This window comes from Sedimentitalea xiamensis, assembly GCF_030164465.1.
Taxonomy (GTDB): Bacteria; Pseudomonadota; Alphaproteobacteria; order Rhodobacterales; family Rhodobacteraceae; genus Sedimentitalea; species Sedimentitalea xiamensis.
In genome coordinates this window covers 1-20,821 of sequence record NZ_JASNJE010000050.1, presented here as the reverse complement: position 1 = coordinate 20,821, position 20,821 = coordinate 1, and the positions used below count along the sequence as shown (strand labels likewise).

Here is a 20,821-nt window from a genome sequence, read left to right as displayed (position 1 = left end):
ATTCTGGAAACCGGCAACGACAGCTACCGCTACAAAGCCAGCTCCGAGGCCGCCAAGAAAACGAGAAAGGAGACGCCGGCATTGACCACAACATGACCGCTGAGACATAAACAAGGGCGGGTCAAATCTCGGTGAAAATACCGGGTCACTTCTCAGCGGAAATCAACAACGTAAAGGAAGCCTTTGCGCCCTTCTTCGAGGCGACCTCACTGGAAGAGCGCACCGACCTGAACCAGATTTACGATCTCGAACAGCGCATCTCGAACGCGACCTATGTTCACAAGGACGAGGTCGAACGCTTCGCCGCCCGGTTCTTCAAGGGCGATTTGACGACCCAGGACCGGCTCGCGCTGGAGGGCACTGTTCGCCTTGCCGTGGAACGGTACTTGCTGGATGAAGACGAGGCACAGAAGGAAGAGTTTCGGCAACTCCTGAAGAGTTTCCAGCGGTTCTACGCCTTCGTGGCGCAGGTCGTGCGGCTGAACGATGCGTGGCTGGAAAAACTCTACGCCTACACGTCCTGGCTGTCGCGTCTGCTTCCGTCGCGGGATGTACCCGCTGACATTGCGATCACCGACGACATGCTGAACCTCTCAGCTTTTAAACTGCAGAAAGGTGAGGAGGGCAGTGCGTCTTTGGCTTCTGGTGAAACCAGGACGCTGGACCCGATCACCGAGTTCGGCGCAAACCCCTATACCGAAGAAGAAGAGAAATCGCTGTCCGAAATTATCGACTCGTTCAATGAGAGGCACGGCACCCGGTTCTCGCGCGAAGATTTCTTGCGGTTCGAGAAGGTTACCCGCGATATCATGGACGAGGACATGACGGAGATGGTTCGAAACATCCCGCGGATGTGGTCTACAACGCATTCTCGCAGGCGTTCTTCCAAGGCATGGTGAAGATGTTTCAGCAGGACAACGAGATGCGCAACATTGTCATGACCGACAAGGATGCGCGGGAGCAGGCAACACGGCATTTCTTCAAGCGAGCCCAGCGGCAAGCGAAGGAAGCATAGTGCTGTCAATACCAATTTAGTTGTACTGAAGTGGTCGGCATGATCAGCAACTCCAGAAAATGACCTTGACCTCTGCCGAGCGGCGGGACACATTCAGGTCACCGTTTGGGACACATCGCAAATCCACTATCGGCTAACGCATTGTGATCAATGGATTTTATTCTGATCTTGGTTCGGTTTACTACCCGCTACCCGCTACCCGCTCCAACAATTCAAAAAACCGTTGCCCGGACCCGATCGGATCATTCCGGCGCTTCGGTTCGGTCGCGTTGCACCACGTTCAAGGGTCGGTAGAACGGCCAGCGCCGCATCCGGTCGTGCACCGAATTGTCGAGCGTGTCGGAGGCAGGGATGACGCGCGGTTCCGAAAGGGGCAGATACCAGAGCCAGCCCGGCCGTCTGTGCCATTGCCGCCGCTTCGTGGTCTTGGGAAAGACTTCGAGCGGAAGCCAGGCCAGTGACATGGAATCGTGCAGGGGAGCGAGGGGATCGGGCTGGGCGAACCGCTGACCGTCCGGCGTGCGGCGTTTCCGGTCCCGGCCCAGCAGAAACCCGCTGCGGTAGTTCGATTTGATATCCAGCCCGAATGCCGGTTTCATCCGGCGCATGCCGGGGTCGGGTGGCGCGGCGGCGTTGTCTTCGTTGTCGGCCAGGCGCTCGCTTTGCTCCAGCGCCTGAAGCATCCACAGCAGGGTAATCTTGCCGATACCGCTGTGATATTCGCGCGGGGTGCCGCCGATGTCGGAATGGTAGCCGGGAAACCAGCGCTGCTGGACGAATTGGGTGCGTTTGTCCCGCGGCTGGCGAAACCGGTTGCCGTAGTATTCGGTCTCTGTCCAGGGCAGCGGGCGGAACATGCTGCGGCGCTCATCGACCGCCATCGCGTGCAGAACGATGCGCACCGAGGTGTTGCGCTCGACATTGGCATGGGTGCCAAGCTCCATCGGGCTGCGGTATTTCAGCAGGCTCGACAGCGGCCTGTTGAACCTGACCATCGACGATACCGTGTCGAACAGGCCGAGACACCGGATCGGCACGCGGCCATCCGGGCGCATCGCGGATTCATACTGGCGCAGCGCCTTGAACACGACGGCGTTCGGGGCGTCGCGATCTGAATCCGTGACGATGCGGTAGGCCCGGAAGGCTTCGGTGATCATGTGCAGGCGCGAGGGGTCCACCAGCCCGAAATTGTGGATGAATCCGGCGAGGATCCGGGCGGCATAGGCGCCGCGCGAGAAGCCGAAGATATAGATCTGGTCGTCTTCGGCGACGATACTGCTGGCGGGCTGCGATGGCGCGCGAATTCCGAGATTGCGGGCGGTTTCCTTCAGGCTGGCCCGCCGGGCATTGTCGGCGGCGCGCTTGGAGGAAGCGCTCTGGTAGGTGTGGCACAGGAACCTGTAGGCGTCGAGCACGTCGTCTTCCAGCCCCATGCCGAAAGCCAGCCCCGCCAGCGCCTTTGTCCTGCGCAGGATCTTCGAGCCGAACAGGCGCGGTCCTTCCATCGTGCCGACACCGGGTACGTAGTGGACGATCTGCGTGTCGGACTGAACCAGACCCTTGTAAAGCTTCAGGATATTGCTTTCGTTGTCACCGACCATGTTTCCTGTGCCGTCGATGCAGAGAATGATCTTCCGGGTGCGCATGTCCTGCCTTTGCGTTAGCGTTCTCCCGCCAAGAATGACCGATGCGGCCGGTTTGACAAGTCCGGGAAACCGGACCGGGACCGGCGGGTGGCGTCGGCGCCGTTGCGGCGCGGACGGCACTCGGGCAGGCAGCCGCTATCCGCGCCGTCTGCGGCGGCGCCCGCCGCTGTCGCCGTCACTGCTTCCGCCCTGGTTGAAGTTCACGTCCGGCAAGGTGACAATGCTGTTCAGGATCGGGAAGGGTTCGACGGAATTCGGGATGTTGGAGGCATTGACGAAATGTTCCTGGAACCGGGGTTCGATGGCGGTTTCGATCTTGTGGATGTCGCGCACCGTCTGTTCGATCTCGGCCCGTGCGTCCTGGTTGAGCAGGGCGATCCGGGCGCCGGTGCCCGCGGCGTTTCCGGCCGAGGTCACCTTGTCCAGCGGCGCATCCGGGATCATGCCCAGAACCATGGCGTGTTTCGGGCTGATATGGGCGCCGAACGCCCCGGCCAGAACGATCCGGTCGACCTTGTCGACGCCGAACTTGTCCATCAGCAGGCGCGCCCCGGAATAGAGCGCGGCCTTGGCCATCTGGATTTCGCGGATATCGCGGTTGGTCACGGTGATCCGCGGACCGCCATTCGCGGTTCCGTCCCAGACGAGGTAGGAATAGGTCCGCCCGTCCAGAATGCAGCGGTCGGTGCCGGTCAGCTCCGGTGCGCCGATCAGACCCGGTCCGTCCACGATCCCGGCAAGGCGCATTTCCGCGACCATTTCGATGATTCCCGACCCGCAGATCCCGGTGATGCCGGTGCTGGCCACGGCCTCGGAAAACCCGTCCTCGTTCGACCACAGGTCGCTGCCGATGACCTTGAACCTGGGGGCCTTGGTGACAGGGTCGATTTCCACCCGTTCGATCGCTCCGGGCGCGGCGCGCTGTCCCGATGAAATCTGCGCGCCCTCGAAGGCCGGGCCGGTGGGCGAGGAACAGGCCAGCACCTTTTCACGGTTGCCGAGCAGGATCTCCGCGTTGGTGCCAACGTCCACGACGAGAACGAGGTCTTCGGACTTGTCCGGCGCTTCAGAGAGGGCCACGGCCGCCGCGTCCGCGCCCACATGACCGGCGATGCAGGGCAGCAGGTAGACCCGTGTGGACGGGTTCAGATCGAGGCCCAGTTCCGCGGCGGTCAGGTTCAGCGCATCCGAGGTGGCCAGCGCGAATGGGGCCTGGCCCAGTTCGAACGGATCGATCCCGAGGAACAGGTGATGCATGACCGGATTGCAGACGAAGACCGCATCCAGGATATCGGTCTTGGCGACCCCGGCTTCCGCCGCGATCTGGCTGAATAGCGCGTTCATGCCGCCGCGCACGGCGGCGGTCAGTTCCGCGGCCCCGCCCGCGTTCATCATCGTATAGCTGACGCGGCTCATCAGGTCTTCGCCAAAGCGGATCTGCGGGTTCATGATGCCCGAAGACGCGACCACCTCGCCCGATTGCAGGTCGCAGAGATGCGCCGCGATGGTGGTCGACCCCAGATCCACAGCCAGTCCGAAAATCGGCTCTTCGTGAAAGCCGGGCCAGACCTGCATGATGCGCGGACGAAAGGCGTGGTTGCCCAGGTGAATGGCGCAGGTGACTTTCCACTGGCCTTTCCGCAGCGCGGTTTGCAGGGTTTGCAGGGTGGTGAGATCGATCTGCAGGTTGCTGATCTGCCACTGCGCCTCAAGCGCCATCCGCAACCGTTCCAGGTCGCCAGACGGGTCGTGCATATCCGGTTCGGCGACAACGACATAGAACAGCTTGACCGCGGGATTCATGATGATCTCGCGCGCTTCCGCCCGTTTGCGGACCACCTGCTTGTGGACCTGGCTTTCAGGCGGCACGTCGATCACCACGTCGCCCTGGACCGTGGCCTGGCAGCCGAGCCGCCGCCCGTCGATCAGCCCGCGCTTGGATTTGTACCGTTCCTCGACCGCGTTCCATTCGGACAGCGCATCCGGGGCCACCGTGACGCCGTGTTTCGCGAATTCACCGTAGCTGGGGGTGATCTGGCATTTGCTGCAAATGCCCCGTCCGCCGCAAACGCTATCCAGGTCAACGCCCAGTTGGCGCGCGGCCGTCAGGATTGGCGTGCCCACCGGGAAATGGCCGCGTTTGCCCGAGGGGGTAAAGACCACGAGAGGATCATTCTGCATGTCGGGCTCTGCCTTCTGTTCTGCACTGGCGCCAAGATAGTTCGCGCTGTCTATTGTGTAAGGCGCGCAACGGCAATTCGTTGTTCAGGCGCGTCATTTCGCCTTGTTGAACGGTCGCGGCAGGAGGAAGCTCGGCGGGCCCGGCAATCGACGGGCGGGATCAAGTCGGCCCCCGACGCGCGGTCACGCGCCGGCAATATGTTGTGGCGGGTCTTTCGCATCCTGACAATCCGTGCGATAGGGTTGCCGTCAAACGGGGTTTTGCATGGGGAAAAGCAATGCAGATTCGTGAGGCGCTCACCTTTGATGACGTTCTTCTGGTTCCGGCGGCCAGTTCGGTGCTGCCGTCCACGGCCAACACGGCGACGCGGGTGACGCGGAACATCGCCATGAACATCCCGCTTCTGTCCAGCGCCATGGACACCGTGACCGAAGCACGCATGGCCATCGCCATGGCCCAGGCCGGGGGCATGGGGGTCGTGCACCGTAATCTGGATATCGAGGCCCAGGCCGAGGAAGTCCGCCGCGTGAAACGGTTCGAGAGCGGCATCGTCTACAATCCGATCACCCTGACCCCGGACCAGACGCTCGCCGATGCCAAGCTGCTGCAGGACCGCTACCGCGTCACCGGATTTCCGGTGATCGATGAAAACGGCCGCGTCGTCGGCATCGTGACCAACCGGGACATGCGCTTTGCCACCGACGACAGCACGCCTGTGCGGGTGATGATGAGCTCCGACAACCTGGCGATCCTTCAGGAACCGGCGGACCGGGACGAAGCGATCAGCCTGATGAAATCGCGCCGGATCGAAAAGTTGCTGGTGACGGACGGGCAGGGCAAGCTGACAGGTTTGCTGACCCTGAAAGACACTGAACAGGCGGTCCTGAACCCGACCGCCTGCAAGGATCACCTGGGCCGGCTGCGCGTGGCCGCTGCCAGCACCGTCGGGGATGCCGGTTTCGAGCGGGCGCAGGCGCTTGTGGATGCGGGGGCGGACATGATCGTCATCGACACGGCGCATGGTCATTCCGAAGGCGTGGCGCTGGCGGTCCAGAGGGCGAAGACCCTGTCCAACGAAGTTCAGATCGTGGCCGGGAATGTCGCCACGGCAGAAGCGACCCGGGCGCTGATCGATGCCGGGGCGGATGCGATCAAGGTGGGCATCGGACCGGGCAGCATCTGCACCACGCGCATGGTGGCGGGCGTCGGGGTGCCGCAGTTGACCGCGATCATGGATTGCGCAAGCGGGGCGGGCGACGTGCCGATCATCGCCGATGGCGGTATCAAGTTCTCGGGCGATTTCGCCAAGGCGATCGCGGCTGGCGCCTCCTGCGCGATGGTCGGCAGCATGATCGCCGGAACCGACGAAAGCCCGGGCGAGGTCATCCTGTACCAGGGTCGCAGCTTCAAGAGCTATCGCGGCATGGGCAGTCTGGGCGCGATGGCCCGTGGCTCGGCGGACCGCTACTTCCAGAAGGACGCCGCCAGTGACAAGCTGGTGCCCGAAGGGATCGAGGGGCAGGTGCCCTACAAGGGCAGCGCGGGGGCGGTGATCCATCAGCTGGTCGGCGGCCTGCGGGCGGCGATGGGCTATACCGGCTGCGCAACCGTCGAGGAAATGAGAAAGAACTGCCAGTTCGTAAAGATCACAGGCGCGGGTCTCAAGGAAAGCCATGTGCACGATGTGCAGATCACCCGCGAATCCCCGAATTACCGCGTCGTCCTGTGACGGGTAAACGCACCGGAAACGATGCCTGCGGAAAGCGGGGCGGATCATGACACCGGCGGCGCGGGCACAGGCGGCGATCGGGATTCTCGACTCGATCCTGTCGGGGGCCGCCGCGGAACAGGCGCTCACCGGATGGGCGCGCCGTAGCCGGTTTGCCGGGTCCAAGGACCGGGCCGCCGTCCGCGATCACGTATTCGACATCCTGCGCACCCGGCGCACCTGCGCCGCGCGTGGCGGAGCGATGACGGGCCGGGGCCTGATGCTGGGTGCGCTGCGTCTGGCGGATGTCGATCCGGACACGGTGTTCTGCTCTGCCCCCTATGCCCCGGCACCGCTGAGCGAGGCCGAACGCGACGGGGGCCGCGCGCCTGTGGACGGGGCGGAAAGCCTCGATCTGCCGGAATGGCTCTGGCCATTGTGGCAAGATCGCCTCGGCGACCGTGCCGAGGACGCGGCCATCGCTCTGAAGAAACGCGCGCCGGTCCACTTGCGGGTCAATCTTTTGAAATCCGATCCGGATCAGGCCCGCGAGTCGCTGTTGCAGGATGGCGTGACGGTCCAGGCGCATCCCGCCGCCAGGACCGCCTTGCTGGTTCTGGAGGGCGCGCGCCGTATTCGGGCGAGCCGCGCCTATATGTCCGGCCTTGTGGAACTTCAGGACGCGGCCAGCCAGGCGGTGGTCGAAGCGCTTCCGCTGAGGGACGGCATGCGGGTTCTGGATTTCTGCGCCGGGGGCGGCGGCAAGACGCTCGCTCTCGCGGCGCAGGCGCGGCTTGAACTGTTCGCGCATGATGCTGCGCCCCGGCGCATGCGCGATCTGCCGGAACGCGCGCGCCGGGCGGGTGCCGACGTGACGATCCTTGAAACATCGGAGCTTGCCCGGACCGGCCCGTTCGACCTGGTGCTCTGCGACGCGCCCTGTTCCGGCAGCGGTTCCTGGCGGCGCGCCCCGGAAGGCAAATGGTCCCTGACGCCCGAAAAGCTGGCAGGGCTTTGCGAAACCCAGAGGGCGATCTTGAAACAGGCGGCCAACCTGGTGTCGCCCGGCGGAACGCTGGCTTATGCGACATGTTCCGTTCTCACCGATGAAAACGCCGGGCAGATCGATCTGTTCCTCGAGGGGACTCCGGGCTGGCGCAAGGTGTCGGATGTCTCCTGGATGGTGTCCGACGGAACGGACGGTTTCTACATGGCTCACTTGACGCGAGTATTCACTGGAACGTAAACAGCCCTAGGGGGAATTTTCCGGTGTTAAGGAGGGTTTAACTCCTCTGCCGCGACATTGGCGGCAGCGAATCCCGTCTAGGAGCCGTCACGTGATCAGCCGCCCATCGTCCTTTCTGCCTCATTTCAACAACCCGTCGCCGGGTTGGATCGGCTATGCGGCGGCCCTGTCGCTGTCGGTGGCATTGGGACTCCTGGGGTGGTTCGTGGTTCCGGCAGGTTTCGTGGCGCATGGCGTTGTCGCGGCGGCAACGACGTTGTTCTGTGTCGTCGCGGTCAAGTTCCTTCGTGATCGCGCCGGAACGGGGGCGCGCAATTCGGCAATCGGGGTTCTGGCAAGCTTCATCGAAAAGGACGCGGCGCCCAGCTTCGTCACCGACGAGGAAGGGGCCGTTCTGACGGCCAATATCGCGGCGGGCGTTCGGTTCGCCGAAAGCCGCAGCGACACCTTGGCCGGCACGCTGCGCATGGTCTTCGCGAATCCTTCGGCGGTTCTCTACCGGTTGCAATGCCGGGCCAAGCTGGATGGCGCTGCGCTCGAAGACGTCGTGACCCGGCGCGGACATGTCAGGCTTGCCGTTCACCTGATTTCCGATCACCAGTTCCTTTGGCGGATCGAAGACATGCCGGAACGGGCGCAATCCGGGCGCAGTTCGGAAACACTGCCGGTTCCGATGATCACGACCGGACGGTCGGGCGCGGTCCTGTTCATGAACGATGCCGCCCGGACCCTGGTCGGGGAGCGGGTCAAGTCGCTCGACCGGCTGTTCGTGTCGATGCCGGTGCAGCCGGGCTGCGTCAACACGCTGAGCACCAGCGACGGTCAGGTCGATGTGATGGTCGCCGAAAACAACAGCTTCGCCGGACGTCGGGAACTGTATTTCCTGCCAGCCGAACAGACCGGCCCGGCCGATCACGGCGCGGCATTCGAGACACTCCCCGTGCCGATGATCAAGATCGCGCCTGACAGCCGCATCCTCAGTTCGAACAAGCTCGCTGCGAAACTGCTGGGCGGTCAGACGGGCGAGGGTATGTCGCTTGGGCAGGTGATGGAAGGATTGGGGCGGCCGATTTCGGACTGGTTGCAGGAAGCCCTCAACGGCCAAACGGACAAGAACACGGAATTTCTGCGCATCATCCGCAAGGACAAGGAAGTCTTCGTGCAGGTCACTCTCAGCCGCGTCACCGAACTCGGCGAGCCGCTGCTCATCGCGGTTCTGAACGATGCCACCGAGCTGAAGACGCTCGAAGCGCAATTCGTCCAAAGCCAGAAGATGCAGGCGATCGGACAGCTCGCCGGTGGCGTGGCCCATGACTTCAACAACCTTCTCACCGCGATTTCCGGGCACTGCGATCTGTTGCTGCTGCGTCACGATCAGGGAGACCAGGACTATGGCGACCTGGTCCAGATCAACCAGAACGCCAATCGTGCGGCGGCTCTGGTCAGTCAGCTTCTCGCCTTTTCCCGCAAACAGACCCTGCGCCCGGAAGTGCTCGACCTGCGCGACACCCTTTCGGACCTGACACATCTTCTCAATCGTCTGGTCGGGGAAAAGGTGACATTGACCCTGAGCCACGATCCGGTCCTGAAATCCATCCGGGCGGACAAGCGGCAGCTTGAACAGGTTCTGATGAATCTCGTGGTCAATGCCCGCGATGCGATGCCGACGGGTGGCGAAATCCGCATCGAAACCGAAGTCATGTCGCTGTCCGCCCCGTTGAACCGCGACCGCGCGACCGTTCCCTCCGGCGATTACGTGACGGTCAAGGTCAGCGACCAGGGGGTCGGTATCGCAACGGACAAGCTGCAGAAGGTCTTCGAGCCTTTCTATACGACGAAACGGACCGGCGAAGGCACCGGGCTCGGATTGTCCACCGCCTATGGTATCGTGAAACAGTCCGGCGGGTATATTTTCCTGGACAGCGTTCCTGGAAGCGGAACGGTCTTTACCCTGTTTTTCCCGGTGCATGAAGGAGAGGTCGAAACCGCGCCCGTGGCCCGGACGCCAGCGCCGTCCTCGGCGCCCAAGCAAGGCGAAGGCGTCGTTCTTCTGGTCGAGGATGAAGCGCCGGTCCGGGCATTCGCGTCCCGTGCGCTCCGGTTGCGGGGTTACACGGTTCTGGAAGCGGAATCGGCGGAAGATGCCCTGCGCACTCTGGAAGATCCCGGTTTGACCGTGGATGTTTTCGTGACGGATGTGGTGATGCCCGGTCTGGATGGTCCGACCTGGGTGAGAAAGGCGTTGGAGGCCCGGCCGGACGTGCGCGTGGTTTTCGTATCGGGCTATGCGGAAGGTGCGTTCGGGGATTCCCAGCCGACGGTCCCCAATTCCGTGTTCCTGCCCAAGCCGTTCTCGCTGAACCAACTGACCGATACGGTTCACGAGCAATTGCACTGAGCGCGGAAGTCAACCGGTCCAGCATATCGACCGGGTTCGTTTCAACCGTTCCATAGCCGGCATCAGATACTGTCGTAGAGATCGAACTCCTCGGCGCATTTCTGCCTGAGCCTGCGCTCCACATCCGGTGACAGGACAAGATCCATTTCGGGTGAGACATTTTCCCGGCGAAGAGACAATGTGATGTCGAGCCGGTCTTCCAGGAATACCTTCAACCGGCGCGGCGTTTCATAGCGGAACAGGTGGGTGATCGCGGTCCCGTTCGGACGAGGCTCCAGAAACTTCGCCTGGCTGCCGACATTGGCGAAACCCGGTCTGTCGCCATCGAGATAGGCAAGAACGAATTCATCGAAAGTCACGTGATCCGTCGCATTCGGATGGCCCGCCATGACGGGTCTTCGACGATACCGATACCAGCTGCCCAGCCAGCTGACCGGTTCGCGCATGACGGCGAGCGTCTCCATTTCCGATCCGCAGATCTTTTCAAACATCGGACGAAAGAAACGATTGTACCGGTAGAGCGGCGCATGCTTGAGCTCCGGAGGATTGCGAATCACCAGATCCGCCCGTCCCGACAAGGCGCTCTGATAGGCGGTCGACCCGGTCTTGGGAACGGCTAGGAAGGCGAGTCTTTCCTTTGTGAAAACGAGCATGTGATGATTGCCTTTGCCGGAGCCTGAGGGACGAGCGTTGTAAACCACTCTTTAACGTCCTTGGGAAACAGTATGGACAATGAAAATTGGAATTGAAATGTTCTCTTTTTGGTCCTAATGTGAACAAGAGGTGAACAAAGCAGCGATTGCCGCCCGTGACAGGGTGTGACAATAAGAAAGGTAAACGGGACAATGGCGGATCTTCTGAGCATGAACGGCAAGAAAAACCTGGACAAGCAAAAGGCGCTGGACAGCGCGCTCGCGCAGATCGAACGGCAGTTCGGCAAGGGTTCGATCATGAAGCTGGGCGACGAGGGCGCGGTCCAGGAAATCGCGGCCAGTTCCACCGGATCGTTGGGGCTGGACATCGCGCTGGGTATCGGCGGCCTGCCCATGGGGCGGATCGTCGAAATCTACGGCCCGGAAAGTTCTGGCAAGACGACCCTGACGCTGCACTGCATCGCGGAGCAACAGAAGATGGGAGGCGTGTGCGCCTTTGTCGATGCCGAACATGCTCTTGATCCGCAATATGCCCGCAGGCTGGGCGTGAACATCGACGAACTCCTGATTAGCCAGCCCGATACCGGGGAACAGGCGCTTGAGATCACGGACACGCTGGTGCGGTCCGGTGCGGTCAACATGGTGGTCGTGGATTCGGTCGCCGCCTTGACGCCGAAATCCGAACTCGAAGGGGACATGGGCGACAGCAGCGTCGGCGTGCAGGCCCGTTTGATGAGCCAGGCGATGCGCAAGCTTACCGGGTCGATCAGCCGAAGCAACTGCATGGTGATCTTCATCAACCAGATCCGGATGAAGATCGGCGTGATGTTCGGGTCCCCCGAAACCACCACGGGCGGGAACGCCCTGAAATTCTATTCTTCCGTTCGTCTGGATATCCGCCGCATCGGATCGGTCAAGGACCGGGATGAGGTCGTCGGCAACGCCACGCGCGTCAAGGTCGTGAAAAACAAGGTCGCGCCGCCGTTCAAGCAGGTTGAGTTCGATATCATGTACGGCGACGGCATTTCGAAGATGGGCGAGTTGCTCGATCTGGGCGTCAAGGCCGGCGTCGTCGAGAAATCGGGCTCCTGGATGAGCTATGGCGACGAAAGGATCGGCCAGGGGCGGGAGAACGCCAAGCAATACCTGCGGGACAACCCCAAGATCGCCTATGAGATCGAGGACAAGATCCGGGCGGCGCATGGCCTGGATTTCAACATGCCCGAACAGGATCCGGCCGGGGAAGACGACATCCTGGAAGCGTGAAGCCGGACGGTTCCGGTGCGCCCGAAAAGATAGAGGAAAGCCGGACAGGGCGCGTCAGCGGATGCGCCCTGTTTCCCGTTTCGGCCAGGTTTGCGGCTGTGGACAGCGTCCTGGCTTACGGCTATTTGACGTCCCAGAAAGTCAACCGCCTGAAAGTTCGCCAATGCCAACGCTGAACGATATCCGATCCACCTTTCTGAGCTACTTTGCCAAGCAGGGGCATGAAGTCGTGGACAGCAGCCCGCTGGTTCCGCGCAACGATCCGACCCTGATGTTCGCGAACTCCGGCATGGTGCAATTCAAGAACCTGTTTACGGGTCTCGAACATCGCAGCTACAAGCGGGCCACCACCGCCCAGAAATGCGTTCGTGCGGGGGGCAAGCACAACGATCTGGACAATGTCGGCTACACGGCACGGCATCACACGTTTTTCGAGATGCTGGGAAATTTCAGTTTCGGCGACTATTTCAAGTCCGATGCGATCCCGTTTGCCTGGGAACTGATCACCAGGGAACTGGACATTCCCAAGGATCGTCTGCTGGTAACGGTCTACCACACTGACGACGAGGCGGCGGATCTGTGGAAAAAGGTCGGCGGACTGAGCGATGACCGGATCATCCGCATCGCCACGGATGACAATTTCTGGATGATGGGGCCGACGGGCCCCTGCGGACCCTGTTCGGAGATCTTCTTTGATCACGGCGACCACATCTGGGGCGGCCCTCCGGGCAGTCCGGAGGAAGACGGCGACCGGTTCGTCGAGATCTGGAACCTCGTTTTCATGCAATACGAGCAGTTCGAGGACGGCAGCCGCAAGAACCTGCCGAACCAGTCCATCGACACCGGCATGGGAATCGAACGGGTGGCCGCTCTCTTGCAGGGCACGAACGACAACTATGCGACCGACCTCATGCGTAGCCTGATCGAGGCCAGCGCCGATGCCAGCAGCACGGATCCCGACGGACCGGGGCGGACTCACCACCGGGTGATCGCCGACCATCTGCGGTCCACGTCGTTCCTGATTGCGGACGGGGTAATGCCGTCCAATGACGGGCGCGGTTACGTGCTGCGCCGGATCATGCGCCGCGCAATGCGGCATGCGCATCTCCTGGGGGTGCAGGACCCGTTGATGTACCGGCTCGTGCCGGCCTTGGTCCGGCAGATGGGGGCGGCCTATCCCGAACTCGGACGGGCACAGTCCCTGATCGAGGAAACGCTCAAGCTCGAGGAAACACGGTTCAAGCAGACGCTGGACCGCGGCCTGAAACTGCTGGACGACGAACTGGCGGGCTTGCCCGAGGACGCGGCCTTGCCCGGAGCCTCCGCGTTCCGGCTGTATGACACCTTCGGATTTCCGCTCGACCTGACCCAGGACGCATTGCGTGAAAAGGGGCGGTCCGTCGACACGGCAGGGTTCGATGCCGCGATGGCAGAACAGAAGGCCAAGGCCCGCGCCGCCTGGTCCGGCAGCGGCGAAGCCGTCGATGCCGCCGTCTGGTTCGATGTTGCCGACCGGCATGGCGCGACCGATTTCCTTGGCTATGACACGGAAACGGCCGAGGGGCAGATCGTCGCATTGGCGCAGGGTGGCGAAACGGTGCGCAGCGCGGCGGCGGGGCAGGACGTGCAGATCGCGCTGAACCAGACGCCCTTCTACGCGGAAAGCGGCGGTCAGGTCGGGGACAGCGGCATCATCCGCACCGAAACCGGCGTCGCGCAGGTGAGCGACACGCGCAAGACGGCGGGCGTATTCGTGCATGTTGCGACCGTAACCGAAGGTACCATCGAAACCGGTGCCGCAGCGGTTCTGGAGGTGGATCACGCGCGTCGCACAGCAATCCGCGCGAACCATTCGGCGACGCATTTGCTGCATGAGGCCCTGCGCCGCGCCCTGGGCGATCATGTGGCGCAGCGGGGTTCACTGAATGCCGCGGATCGGCTGCGGTTCGATTTCAGCCACACGAAGGCGCTGACCCTGGACGAACTCACGCGGGTCGAACAAGAGGTCAACGATTACATCCGGCAGAATTCGCCGGTCCAGACCCGGATCATGACCCCGGACGATGCCCGCGCTCTGGGGGCGCAGGCGCTCTTCGGTGAGAAATACGGCGACGAAGTGCGGGTCGTGTCGATGGGAACGCTGGACGGTTCCGGCAAAGGTGCGGACGGGCAGACCTATTCGCTGGAGCTCTGCGGCGGCACCCATGTGCGCCAGACCGGCGACATCGGCGTTTTCGTGACCCTGGGGGATTCCGCGTCGAGCGCCGGCGTGCGCCGGATCGAGGCGCTGACCGGGGCGGACGCCTTCCGCTACCTCAGCGAACAGGATCACCGGCTGGCGCAAACCGCCCTGGCGCTCAAGGCGCAACCGGCGGACGTGCCGGACCGGGTGCGGGCGCTTCTCGAAGAACGCAAGGCGCTCGGCAACGAAGTGGCGCAATTGCGGCGGGAACTGGCGATGTCCGGGGGCGGGCAGGGCGCAGCACCCGCCGTGCGCAGCGTCAACGGGGTCGCCTGGGTGGCGCAGGTCCTGTCCGGCGTGACAGGCAAGGATCTGCCCGCGCTGATCGACGAACACAAGGACCGGATCGGCAGCGGCGCGGTTCTGCTGATCGCGGACACCGGGGGCAAGGCCGCCGTCGCTGCCGGCGTGACGGCCGACCTGACGGACCGGGTGTCGGCCGTGGATATCGTCAAGGCGGCGGTCGCGGCGCTTGGCGGAAAGGGCGGCGGTGGACGAGTTGACATGGCGCAGGGCGGCGGACCCGGCGTCGCGCAGGCCGACGCCGCCATTGCCGCGGCAGAATCGCTGTTGGAGAACTGAGATGAGCGCACTCTGGATCGCCCACGTCACTGTGACGGATGAAGAAGCCTATGCGAAATATGCAGCCCTCGCGACCAAGGCCATCGCCGATCATGGCGGGGTCTTTATCGCGCGGGGCGGCCGGTTCGTCCAGCTGGAAGGCCAGGCGCGTCCCCGCAACGTGGTGGCGCGGTTTCCGTCCGTCGAAGCCGCGGAAGAATGTTACAACTCGCCCGCTTATCAGCGCGCCCTGAGCCACGCGCGTGACGCTTCAGAGCGGGAACTGTTGATCGTCGAAACGACGGAATGACGGCTGCGCGGGCCCTTGTTTCGGGTCGGCACCGCACTGGCATCGAAATCTGAGAAGGACGCCCACTGCCAGGCGTCCAACCCTGTTTCTCAGGACGCTGCGCGGGCCGCGCGCTTGCGTTCGTGCGGATCGAGATGCCGCTTGCGCAGGCGGATCGCGTTGGGTGTGACCTCGACGAGCTCATCGTCGTCGATATAGGCAATGGCCTCTTCCAGCGACATGGTGATCGGCGTGGTCAGGCGCACCGCTTCGTCGGTGCCGCTGGCGCGCACGTTGGTCAGTTTCTTGCCCTTCAGCGGGTTCACTTCCAGATCGTTCTCGCGGCTGTGTTCGCCGATGATCATGCCCTGATAGACATCGGCCTGGGCACCAATGAACATCCGCCCGCGTTCTTCCAGGTTCCACAGCGCGTATGCCACCGACTGGCCTTTCTCCATGGAAATCAGCACCCCGGCGCGACGCCCCGGAATCGGACCCTTGTGCGGCGCCCAGCCGTGAAACACCCGGTTCAGCACGCCGGTGCCGCGGGTATCGGTCAGGAATTCGCCATGATAGCCGATCAACCCGCGGGACGGCACATGCGCGATGATGCGGGTCTTGCCGGCGCCGGCCGGTTTCATTTCGACCAGTTCGCCCTTGCGGGCGCCGGTGATCTTTTCGATCACCGCGCCGGAATATTCGTCGTCAACGTCGATGGTGGCTTCCTCGATCGGTTCCATGCGTTCCCCGTCCACGTCGCGGAACAGGACCTGCGGGCGGGAGATCGACAGTTCGAACCCCTCGCGGCGCATGTTTTCGATCAGCACGCCCATTTGCAGTTCGCCGCGACCCGCGACCTCGAAGGCTTCGCCGCCCGGCGTGTCGCTGATCTTGATCGCGACATTGCTTTCCGCTTCCTTCATCAGGCGGTCCCGGATGACGCGGGACTGCACCTTCTTGCCGTCGCGCCCGGCCAGCGGGCTGTCGTTGATACCGAAGGTGACGGTGATCGTCGGCGGATCGATCGGTTGGGCCGGCAGGGCATCGTTGACGGACGGCGCGACGATGCTGTCGGCCACGGTCGCCTTGGACATGCCCGCCAGGGACACGATGTCGCCGGCTTCGGCCAGGTCGATGGCCTGCTGGCTCAGGCCGCGGAACGCAAGGATCTTGGTGCAGCGGAAGTTTTCGATCAGGGTTCCGTCGCGGGACAGGGCCTTGACCGTGTCGCCGGCCTTGAGCGTTCCGCTTTCCACGCGCCCTGTCAGGATCCGCCCGATGAACGGGTCGCTGCCCAGGGTCGTGGCGAGCATGCGGAACGGTTCCTGCATGCGCGCGATCTGCGCCGGGGCTGGCACATGCCGCACGATCAGGTCGAACAGGGCGGTCAGGTCCTTGCGGGGACCGTCCAGTTCCATGTCGGCCCAGCCGGAGCGGCCCGAGGCATACATCGACGGGAAGTCCAGCTGGTCGTCGTCCGCGCCCAGATTGGCGAAGAGATCGAAACATTCGTCCAGCGCACGATCCGGTTCCGCGTCGGGCTTGTCGACCTTGTTCAGCACCACGATCGGACGCAACCCGAGGGCGAGAGCCTTGGAGGTCACGAATTTGGTCTGCGGCATCGGCCCTTCGGCGGCATCCACCAGCAGCACCACGCCATCGACCATTGACAGGATGCGTTCGACCTCGCCGCCGAAATCCGCGTGGCCGGGCGTGTCCACGATGTTGATGCGGGTGCCGTTCCATTCCACCGAGGTGGCCTTGGCAAGGATCGTGATCCCGCGTTCGCGTTCCAGGTCGTTGCTGTCCATGGCCCGTTCCGTCGTGGCCTGGTTTTCGCGGTAGGTGCCGGATTGTTTCAGCAATTCGTCAACGAGCGTGGTTTTGCCGTGGTCCACGTGTGCGATGATTGCGATGTTGCGCAGGTCCATGAGATCAGCCTTTGAGCGGGAGTTGTCGGGCGCATAGCGCGCCGCGTCGCAGAAAGCCAGAGAAAAACGGTTGTGCCGGCGCGTCAGTGGCCGGCGGTTCCGGAAAACAGATGGATGATCATGATGCCGAGGATGATCAGCGCAAGGCCGACAACCGCGGCGGCATCGAGTTTCTGACCGAAGACCGCGAAACCGATGGCGGCGATCAGGATGATCCCGAGGCCCGACCATATGGCATAGGCGACACCCACCGGCATGAAGCGCAACGCCATCCCGAGCAGGTAGAACGCGATCCCATAGGCGACGATTACGACGCAGGTCGGCCCCAGCCGCGTGAACTGCTGGCTAGCCTGCAAGGCCGTGGTGCCGATGGTTTCGGCGACCACCGCCAAGACGAGATAGACATAGTGCAGAGGCATCGGAGGCTCACTTCATCGACCGTCCTGCGACAAATCATCTTTTTGAACCGTTCGCCACCCCTTGCGGACCCACGGCCGGGCGCGGACGGCCCGCTGCGGCAAGATTGCATCGCCGGTCGTTCGGGGCGAAACTGAGCGGACGCATGGGGTGCAAGAAGTGAGGCACATATGAAACGATCCCGTCGGACAGCGCTGGCGATGGCCGTAGTCACATTGGCGGGGTGCGGCTCGTCCGGAACCCGTTTTTCCGATCTGGCGGCCGCCTGCCAGGCAGGGTCTGCGGATGCCTGCGCAAAGGTCGAAGTGATCCGCGAGAAACGAACCAGCCAGGAGTTCCTGAACCCGGCGGTGCCGACCGGGGCCACACCCGGCTGTCAACAAGGCGCCGAAGGCGAAGTCACCTGCATATAGCCGTCACGTGACCGCCGCCATCCGGCGGATCGCGAAACGCGTTCAGTGCGCGAAACCACACCCGGTTCAACCTTGAACCGGGTGTGGCATGGCGTGTCAGCCGATGATGGCGTTCAGCGTGGCGCTGGGGCGCATGACGGCTTCCAGTTTGACCGGATCGGCCTTGTAATAGCCGCCGATGTCCACCGGTTTGCCCTGGGCGGCGGCCAGTTCCGCGGTGATCGCGGCCTCGCCATCAGCCAGTGCCTTTGCGACAGGGGCGAAACGCGCAGCCAGGTCGGCATCGTCGGTCTGGGCCGCCAGCGCTTCTGACCAGTAGCGGGCGAACCAGTAGTGGCTGTCGCGGTTGTCGGGCTGGCCGACCTTGCGGCCCGGACTGCGATCGTGGTCGAGGATTCCCTGCGTGGCCTGATCGACGGTCTTGCCGAGCACGCGGGCCTTGGCGTTGTCCTTGACGGTCGCAAGGAAGGAAAAGCTTTCGCCGAGGGCGCAGAACTCGCCAAGGCTGTCCCAACGAAGATGGTTTTCTTCCAGCAGTTGCTGAACGTGTTTCGGGGCCGAACCACCCGCGCCGGTTTCGAACAGACCGCCGCCCTGCATCAGCTTGACGATGGAGAGCATCTTGGCCGAGGTTCCGAGTTCGAGAATCGGGAACAGGTCGGTCAGGTAGTCGCGCAGCACGTTGCCGGTGATCGCGATGCTGTCTTCGCCCTTACGGATGGTTTCCAGCGTCAGGCGCGTCGCCTCGCGCGGGGCGAGGATCTGGAACTTGTCGGCCACGCCCTTTGCTTTCAGGATCGGTTTCACCATCTCGATCAGCACGGCGTCATGAGCGCGATTGGAATCGAGCCAGAATATCGCCTGCGCACCGGTCGCGGCCTGCCGGTCGATGGCCAGTTGCACCCAGTCCTCGATCGGTGCTTTTTTGGCGGTGGAAGACCGCCAGATGTCGCCCGCTTCAACCTGGTGCTCGTGCAGCACATCGCCATTCGCGGCGATCATGCGCACGGTACCCGCCGCCGGAACTTCGAAGGTGGTCGGGTGCGAGCCGTATTCCTCGGCCTTTTGCGCCATCAGCCCGACATTCTGCACCGTGCCCGCCGTGGTCACGTCAAGCGCGCCGGTTTCCTTGAAATACTTGATGGTCTCGTCATAGACCGGCGCATAGCAGCGGTCGGGGATCACGCATTTGGTGTCCGCCTCGTTGCCGTCCGGACCCCAGCCCTTGCCGCCGGCGCGGATCACGGCGGGCATCGAGGCGTCGATGATCACGTCGGAGGGCACGTGCAGGTTGGTGATGCCCTTGTCGGAATTCACCATGTACATCGGCGGCTGTGCGGCCAGCGCCGCCGCAAGATCGGCGATCAGGTCCGGGTTGCCGGCGATCCGTGCCTCGATATCGCCGATGCCGGAATTCGGGTTGACGCCAAGCGCGTCGAGCGCTTCGCCGTGCTTGGCGAAGAAATCTTCGAGGTAGACCGACACCGCATGGCCGAAGATGATCGGGTCTGACACCTTCATCATCGTCGCCTTCATGTGCAGCGAGAACAGGACGCCGGGTTCCATGCTGGCGACCTCGTTCTTCAGGAACCGGCGCAGCGCCGCGACCGACATGAAGGTCGCATCGACCACGGTGCCCGCATCCAGCTTTACCCCGTCCTTGAGAACGGTTTCCGTGCCGTCGGCCTTGGTCAGAACGATCTTCGCGGCTCCGGCCTGAGCGGCGCTGACCGTTGTCGATTTCTCGTTGGCGTAGAAATCGTCGCCCGGCATCGACGCGACGCTGGTCTGGCTGTCAGCACGCCATGCACCCATCCGGTGCGGGTTGGCCTTGGCATAGTTCTTGACCGCCTGAGCGGCCCGGCGATCGGAGTTGCCTTCGCGCAGGACAGGGTTCACTGCCGATCCCTTGATCGCGTCATAGCGGGCGCGGACATCTTTTTCGTCGTCGGTCGATGGTTCTTCGGGATAGTCGGGCAGGGCATAGCCCTTTGATTGCAGTTCCGAGATCGCCGCCGTCAGCTGCGGGACGGAGGCCGAGATGTTCGGCAGCTTGATAACATTGGCCTGAGGGGTCTTCACCCATTCGCCGAGGGCGGCAAGGTCATCGGGCTGCCGCTGCTCTTCTTTCAGGTATTCAGGAAAGGCGGCGATGATGCGCCCGGCGAGCGAGATATCGCGGGTATCGACGCTGATGTCCGCCGCCTTGGCAAAAAACTGAACGATGGGCAGCAGCGACGCGCTGGCCAGTTCGGGTGCTTCGTCGACGGTCGTATAGACAATATCGGTATCGGTGAGGTTTGCCATAGGGTCTGCCTTTCACGCCTTGGGTCAAATTCACGCGCGATATAGCCGATCTCCGCGGCACCTTAAAGTGCTGTATGCCATTGTATACCGATTTGTCGCAGATGCGATTGTCAGGGGGCGCGCAGCCGGTATCCTAGCTGCGGAATCAGGCTTCAGTGTAGCGCGACACTTATTCTTTCATACTTTGACAGAGATATTTTCAACAAACGGTTTTTTCGGCCTTTGAAAAATTGAATCGGGATGCACCTCGACGCAGGTTCAGGCGGGCAGAAGCGCCCCGCGAGGCGGGTTCACTGACCAATCGAAGGGCCGTCCTTCGAGGTCGCGATTGAAGTCGAACCAATCGATCCACGCTCCGCTCGGCAGAAGATCGGAGTGATCCGCTCCCGGCCCATCCAGCAATCCCCCAGCAGCCGGACGATAGTTCTTGGCCGCGAAATTTTCGAACAAGGCTGCGGCGGATGCGGGCGTCACGCGGGTGTTGTTGTTGGCATTCGCTGGATCCCAGAACTCGTTCGTCAAAACCGGTTCATCGTCATCTACGACA

15 protein-coding genes and 1 pseudogene are annotated in these 20,821 nt (G+C 62.9%); 9 read left to right on the top strand and 7 right to left on the bottom strand.

Features of this window, described 5'->3' with window-relative positions:
- Both QO034_RS22140 and QO034_RS22135 read left to right on the top strand, forming a co-directional pair.
- Positions 1–96, top strand: a pseudogene (locus QO034_RS22140) (ATP-binding protein); the annotation flags it as partial.
- A gap of 35 nt (positions 97–131) precedes the next feature.
- Complete coding sequence (locus tag QO034_RS22135) at positions 132–899, top strand: HsdR family type I site-specific deoxyribonuclease (RefSeq protein WP_284487685.1); 768 nt, start codon at positions 132–134, stop codon at positions 897–899.
- 358 nt (positions 900–1,257) lie between these two features.
- Here the strand turns inward: QO034_RS22135 and QO034_RS22130 are convergent, their stop codons facing one another.
- Positions 1,258–2,661, bottom strand: a complete 1,404-nt coding sequence (locus QO034_RS22130; RefSeq protein WP_284487684.1) for a T6SS phospholipase effector Tle1-like catalytic domain-containing protein — start codon at positions 2,659–2,661, stop codon at positions 1,258–1,260.
- Positions 2,662–2,796: 135 nt separating this feature from the next.
- Positions 2,797–4,842, bottom strand: a complete 2,046-nt coding sequence (locus QO034_RS22125) for an ASKHA domain-containing protein (protein ID WP_284487683.1) — start codon at positions 4,840–4,842, stop codon at positions 2,797–2,799.
- Between the two features lie 278 nt (positions 4,843–5,120).
- Here QO034_RS22125 and guaB point away from each other — a divergent pair, with 278 nt between their 5' ends.
- From guaB to QO034_RS22110, 3 genes are all read left to right on the top strand, one after another.
- Positions 5,121–6,572, top strand: a complete 1,452-nt coding sequence (gene guaB / locus QO034_RS22120; RefSeq protein ID WP_284487682.1) for an IMP dehydrogenase — start codon at positions 5,121–5,123, stop codon at positions 6,570–6,572.
- A 46-nt stretch (positions 6,573–6,618) separates the two neighbouring features.
- Positions 6,619–7,797, top strand: coding sequence for an RsmB/NOP family class I SAM-dependent RNA methyltransferase (locus QO034_RS22115; protein ID WP_284487681.1), 1,179 nt, complete (start codon positions 6,619–6,621; stop codon positions 7,795–7,797).
- Between the two features lie 91 nt (positions 7,798–7,888).
- Positions 7,889–10,195, top strand: coding sequence for an ATP-binding response regulator (locus tag QO034_RS22110; protein WP_407696806.1), 2,307 nt, complete (start codon positions 7,889–7,891; stop codon positions 10,193–10,195).
- 62 nt (positions 10,196–10,257) lie between these two features.
- Here QO034_RS22110 and QO034_RS22105 read toward each other — a convergent pair whose 3' ends face one another.
- The gene (locus QO034_RS22105; protein WP_284487680.1) at positions 10,258–10,848 is read right to left on the bottom strand and encodes a gamma-glutamyl kinase; all 591 of its coding nucleotides are present in this window, start codon (positions 10,846–10,848) and stop codon (positions 10,258–10,260) included.
- Between the two features lie 192 nt (positions 10,849–11,040).
- Here QO034_RS22105 and recA point away from each other — a divergent pair, with 192 nt between their 5' ends.
- From recA to QO034_RS22090, 3 genes are all read left to right on the top strand, one after another.
- Complete coding sequence (gene recA / locus QO034_RS22100) at positions 11,041–12,114, top strand: recombinase RecA (RefSeq protein WP_284487679.1); 1,074 nt, start codon at positions 11,041–11,043, stop codon at positions 12,112–12,114.
- Positions 12,115–12,277: 163 nt separating this feature from the next.
- A complete protein-coding gene (gene alaS / locus QO034_RS22095) occupies positions 12,278–14,938 on the top strand; it encodes an alanine--tRNA ligase (protein ID WP_284487678.1) in 2,661 nt (886 codons plus the stop codon).
- A 1-nt stretch (position 14,939) separates the two neighbouring features.
- Positions 14,940–15,227 carry a DUF1330 domain-containing protein gene (locus QO034_RS22090; protein ID WP_284487677.1) on the top strand — a complete coding sequence of 96 codons (288 nt, stop codon included), beginning with the start codon at positions 14,940–14,942 and terminating at the stop codon, positions 15,225–15,227.
- Between the two features lie 89 nt (positions 15,228–15,316).
- Here the strand turns inward: QO034_RS22090 and typA are convergent, their stop codons facing one another.
- Both typA and QO034_RS22080 read right to left on the bottom strand, forming a co-directional pair.
- Positions 15,317–17,137, bottom strand: coding sequence for a translational GTPase TypA (typA, locus tag QO034_RS22085; protein WP_284487676.1), 1,821 nt, complete (start codon positions 17,135–17,137; stop codon positions 15,317–15,319).
- A gap of 83 nt (positions 17,138–17,220) precedes the next feature.
- Positions 17,221–17,556 carry a DMT family transporter gene (locus tag QO034_RS22080; RefSeq protein WP_284487675.1) on the bottom strand — a complete coding sequence of 112 codons (336 nt, stop codon included), beginning with the start codon at positions 17,554–17,556 and terminating at the stop codon, positions 17,221–17,223.
- A gap of 168 nt (positions 17,557–17,724) precedes the next feature.
- Here QO034_RS22080 and QO034_RS22075 point away from each other — a divergent pair, with 168 nt between their 5' ends.
- Positions 17,725–17,967, top strand: coding sequence for a hypothetical protein (locus tag QO034_RS22075; RefSeq protein ID WP_284487674.1), 243 nt, complete (start codon positions 17,725–17,727; stop codon positions 17,965–17,967).
- 96 nt (positions 17,968–18,063) lie between these two features.
- Here the strand turns inward: QO034_RS22075 and QO034_RS22070 are convergent, their stop codons facing one another.
- Together QO034_RS22070 and QO034_RS22065 are read right to left on the bottom strand one after the other, a co-directional pair.
- The gene (locus QO034_RS22070; protein ID WP_284487673.1) at positions 18,064–20,274 is read right to left on the bottom strand and encodes an NADP-dependent isocitrate dehydrogenase; all 2,211 of its coding nucleotides are present in this window, start codon (positions 20,272–20,274) and stop codon (positions 18,064–18,066) included.
- 258 nt (positions 20,275–20,532) lie between these two features.
- The coding region (locus QO034_RS22065; protein ID WP_284487672.1) for a hypothetical protein at positions 20,533–20,821 on the bottom strand (289 nt) is incomplete at its 5' end.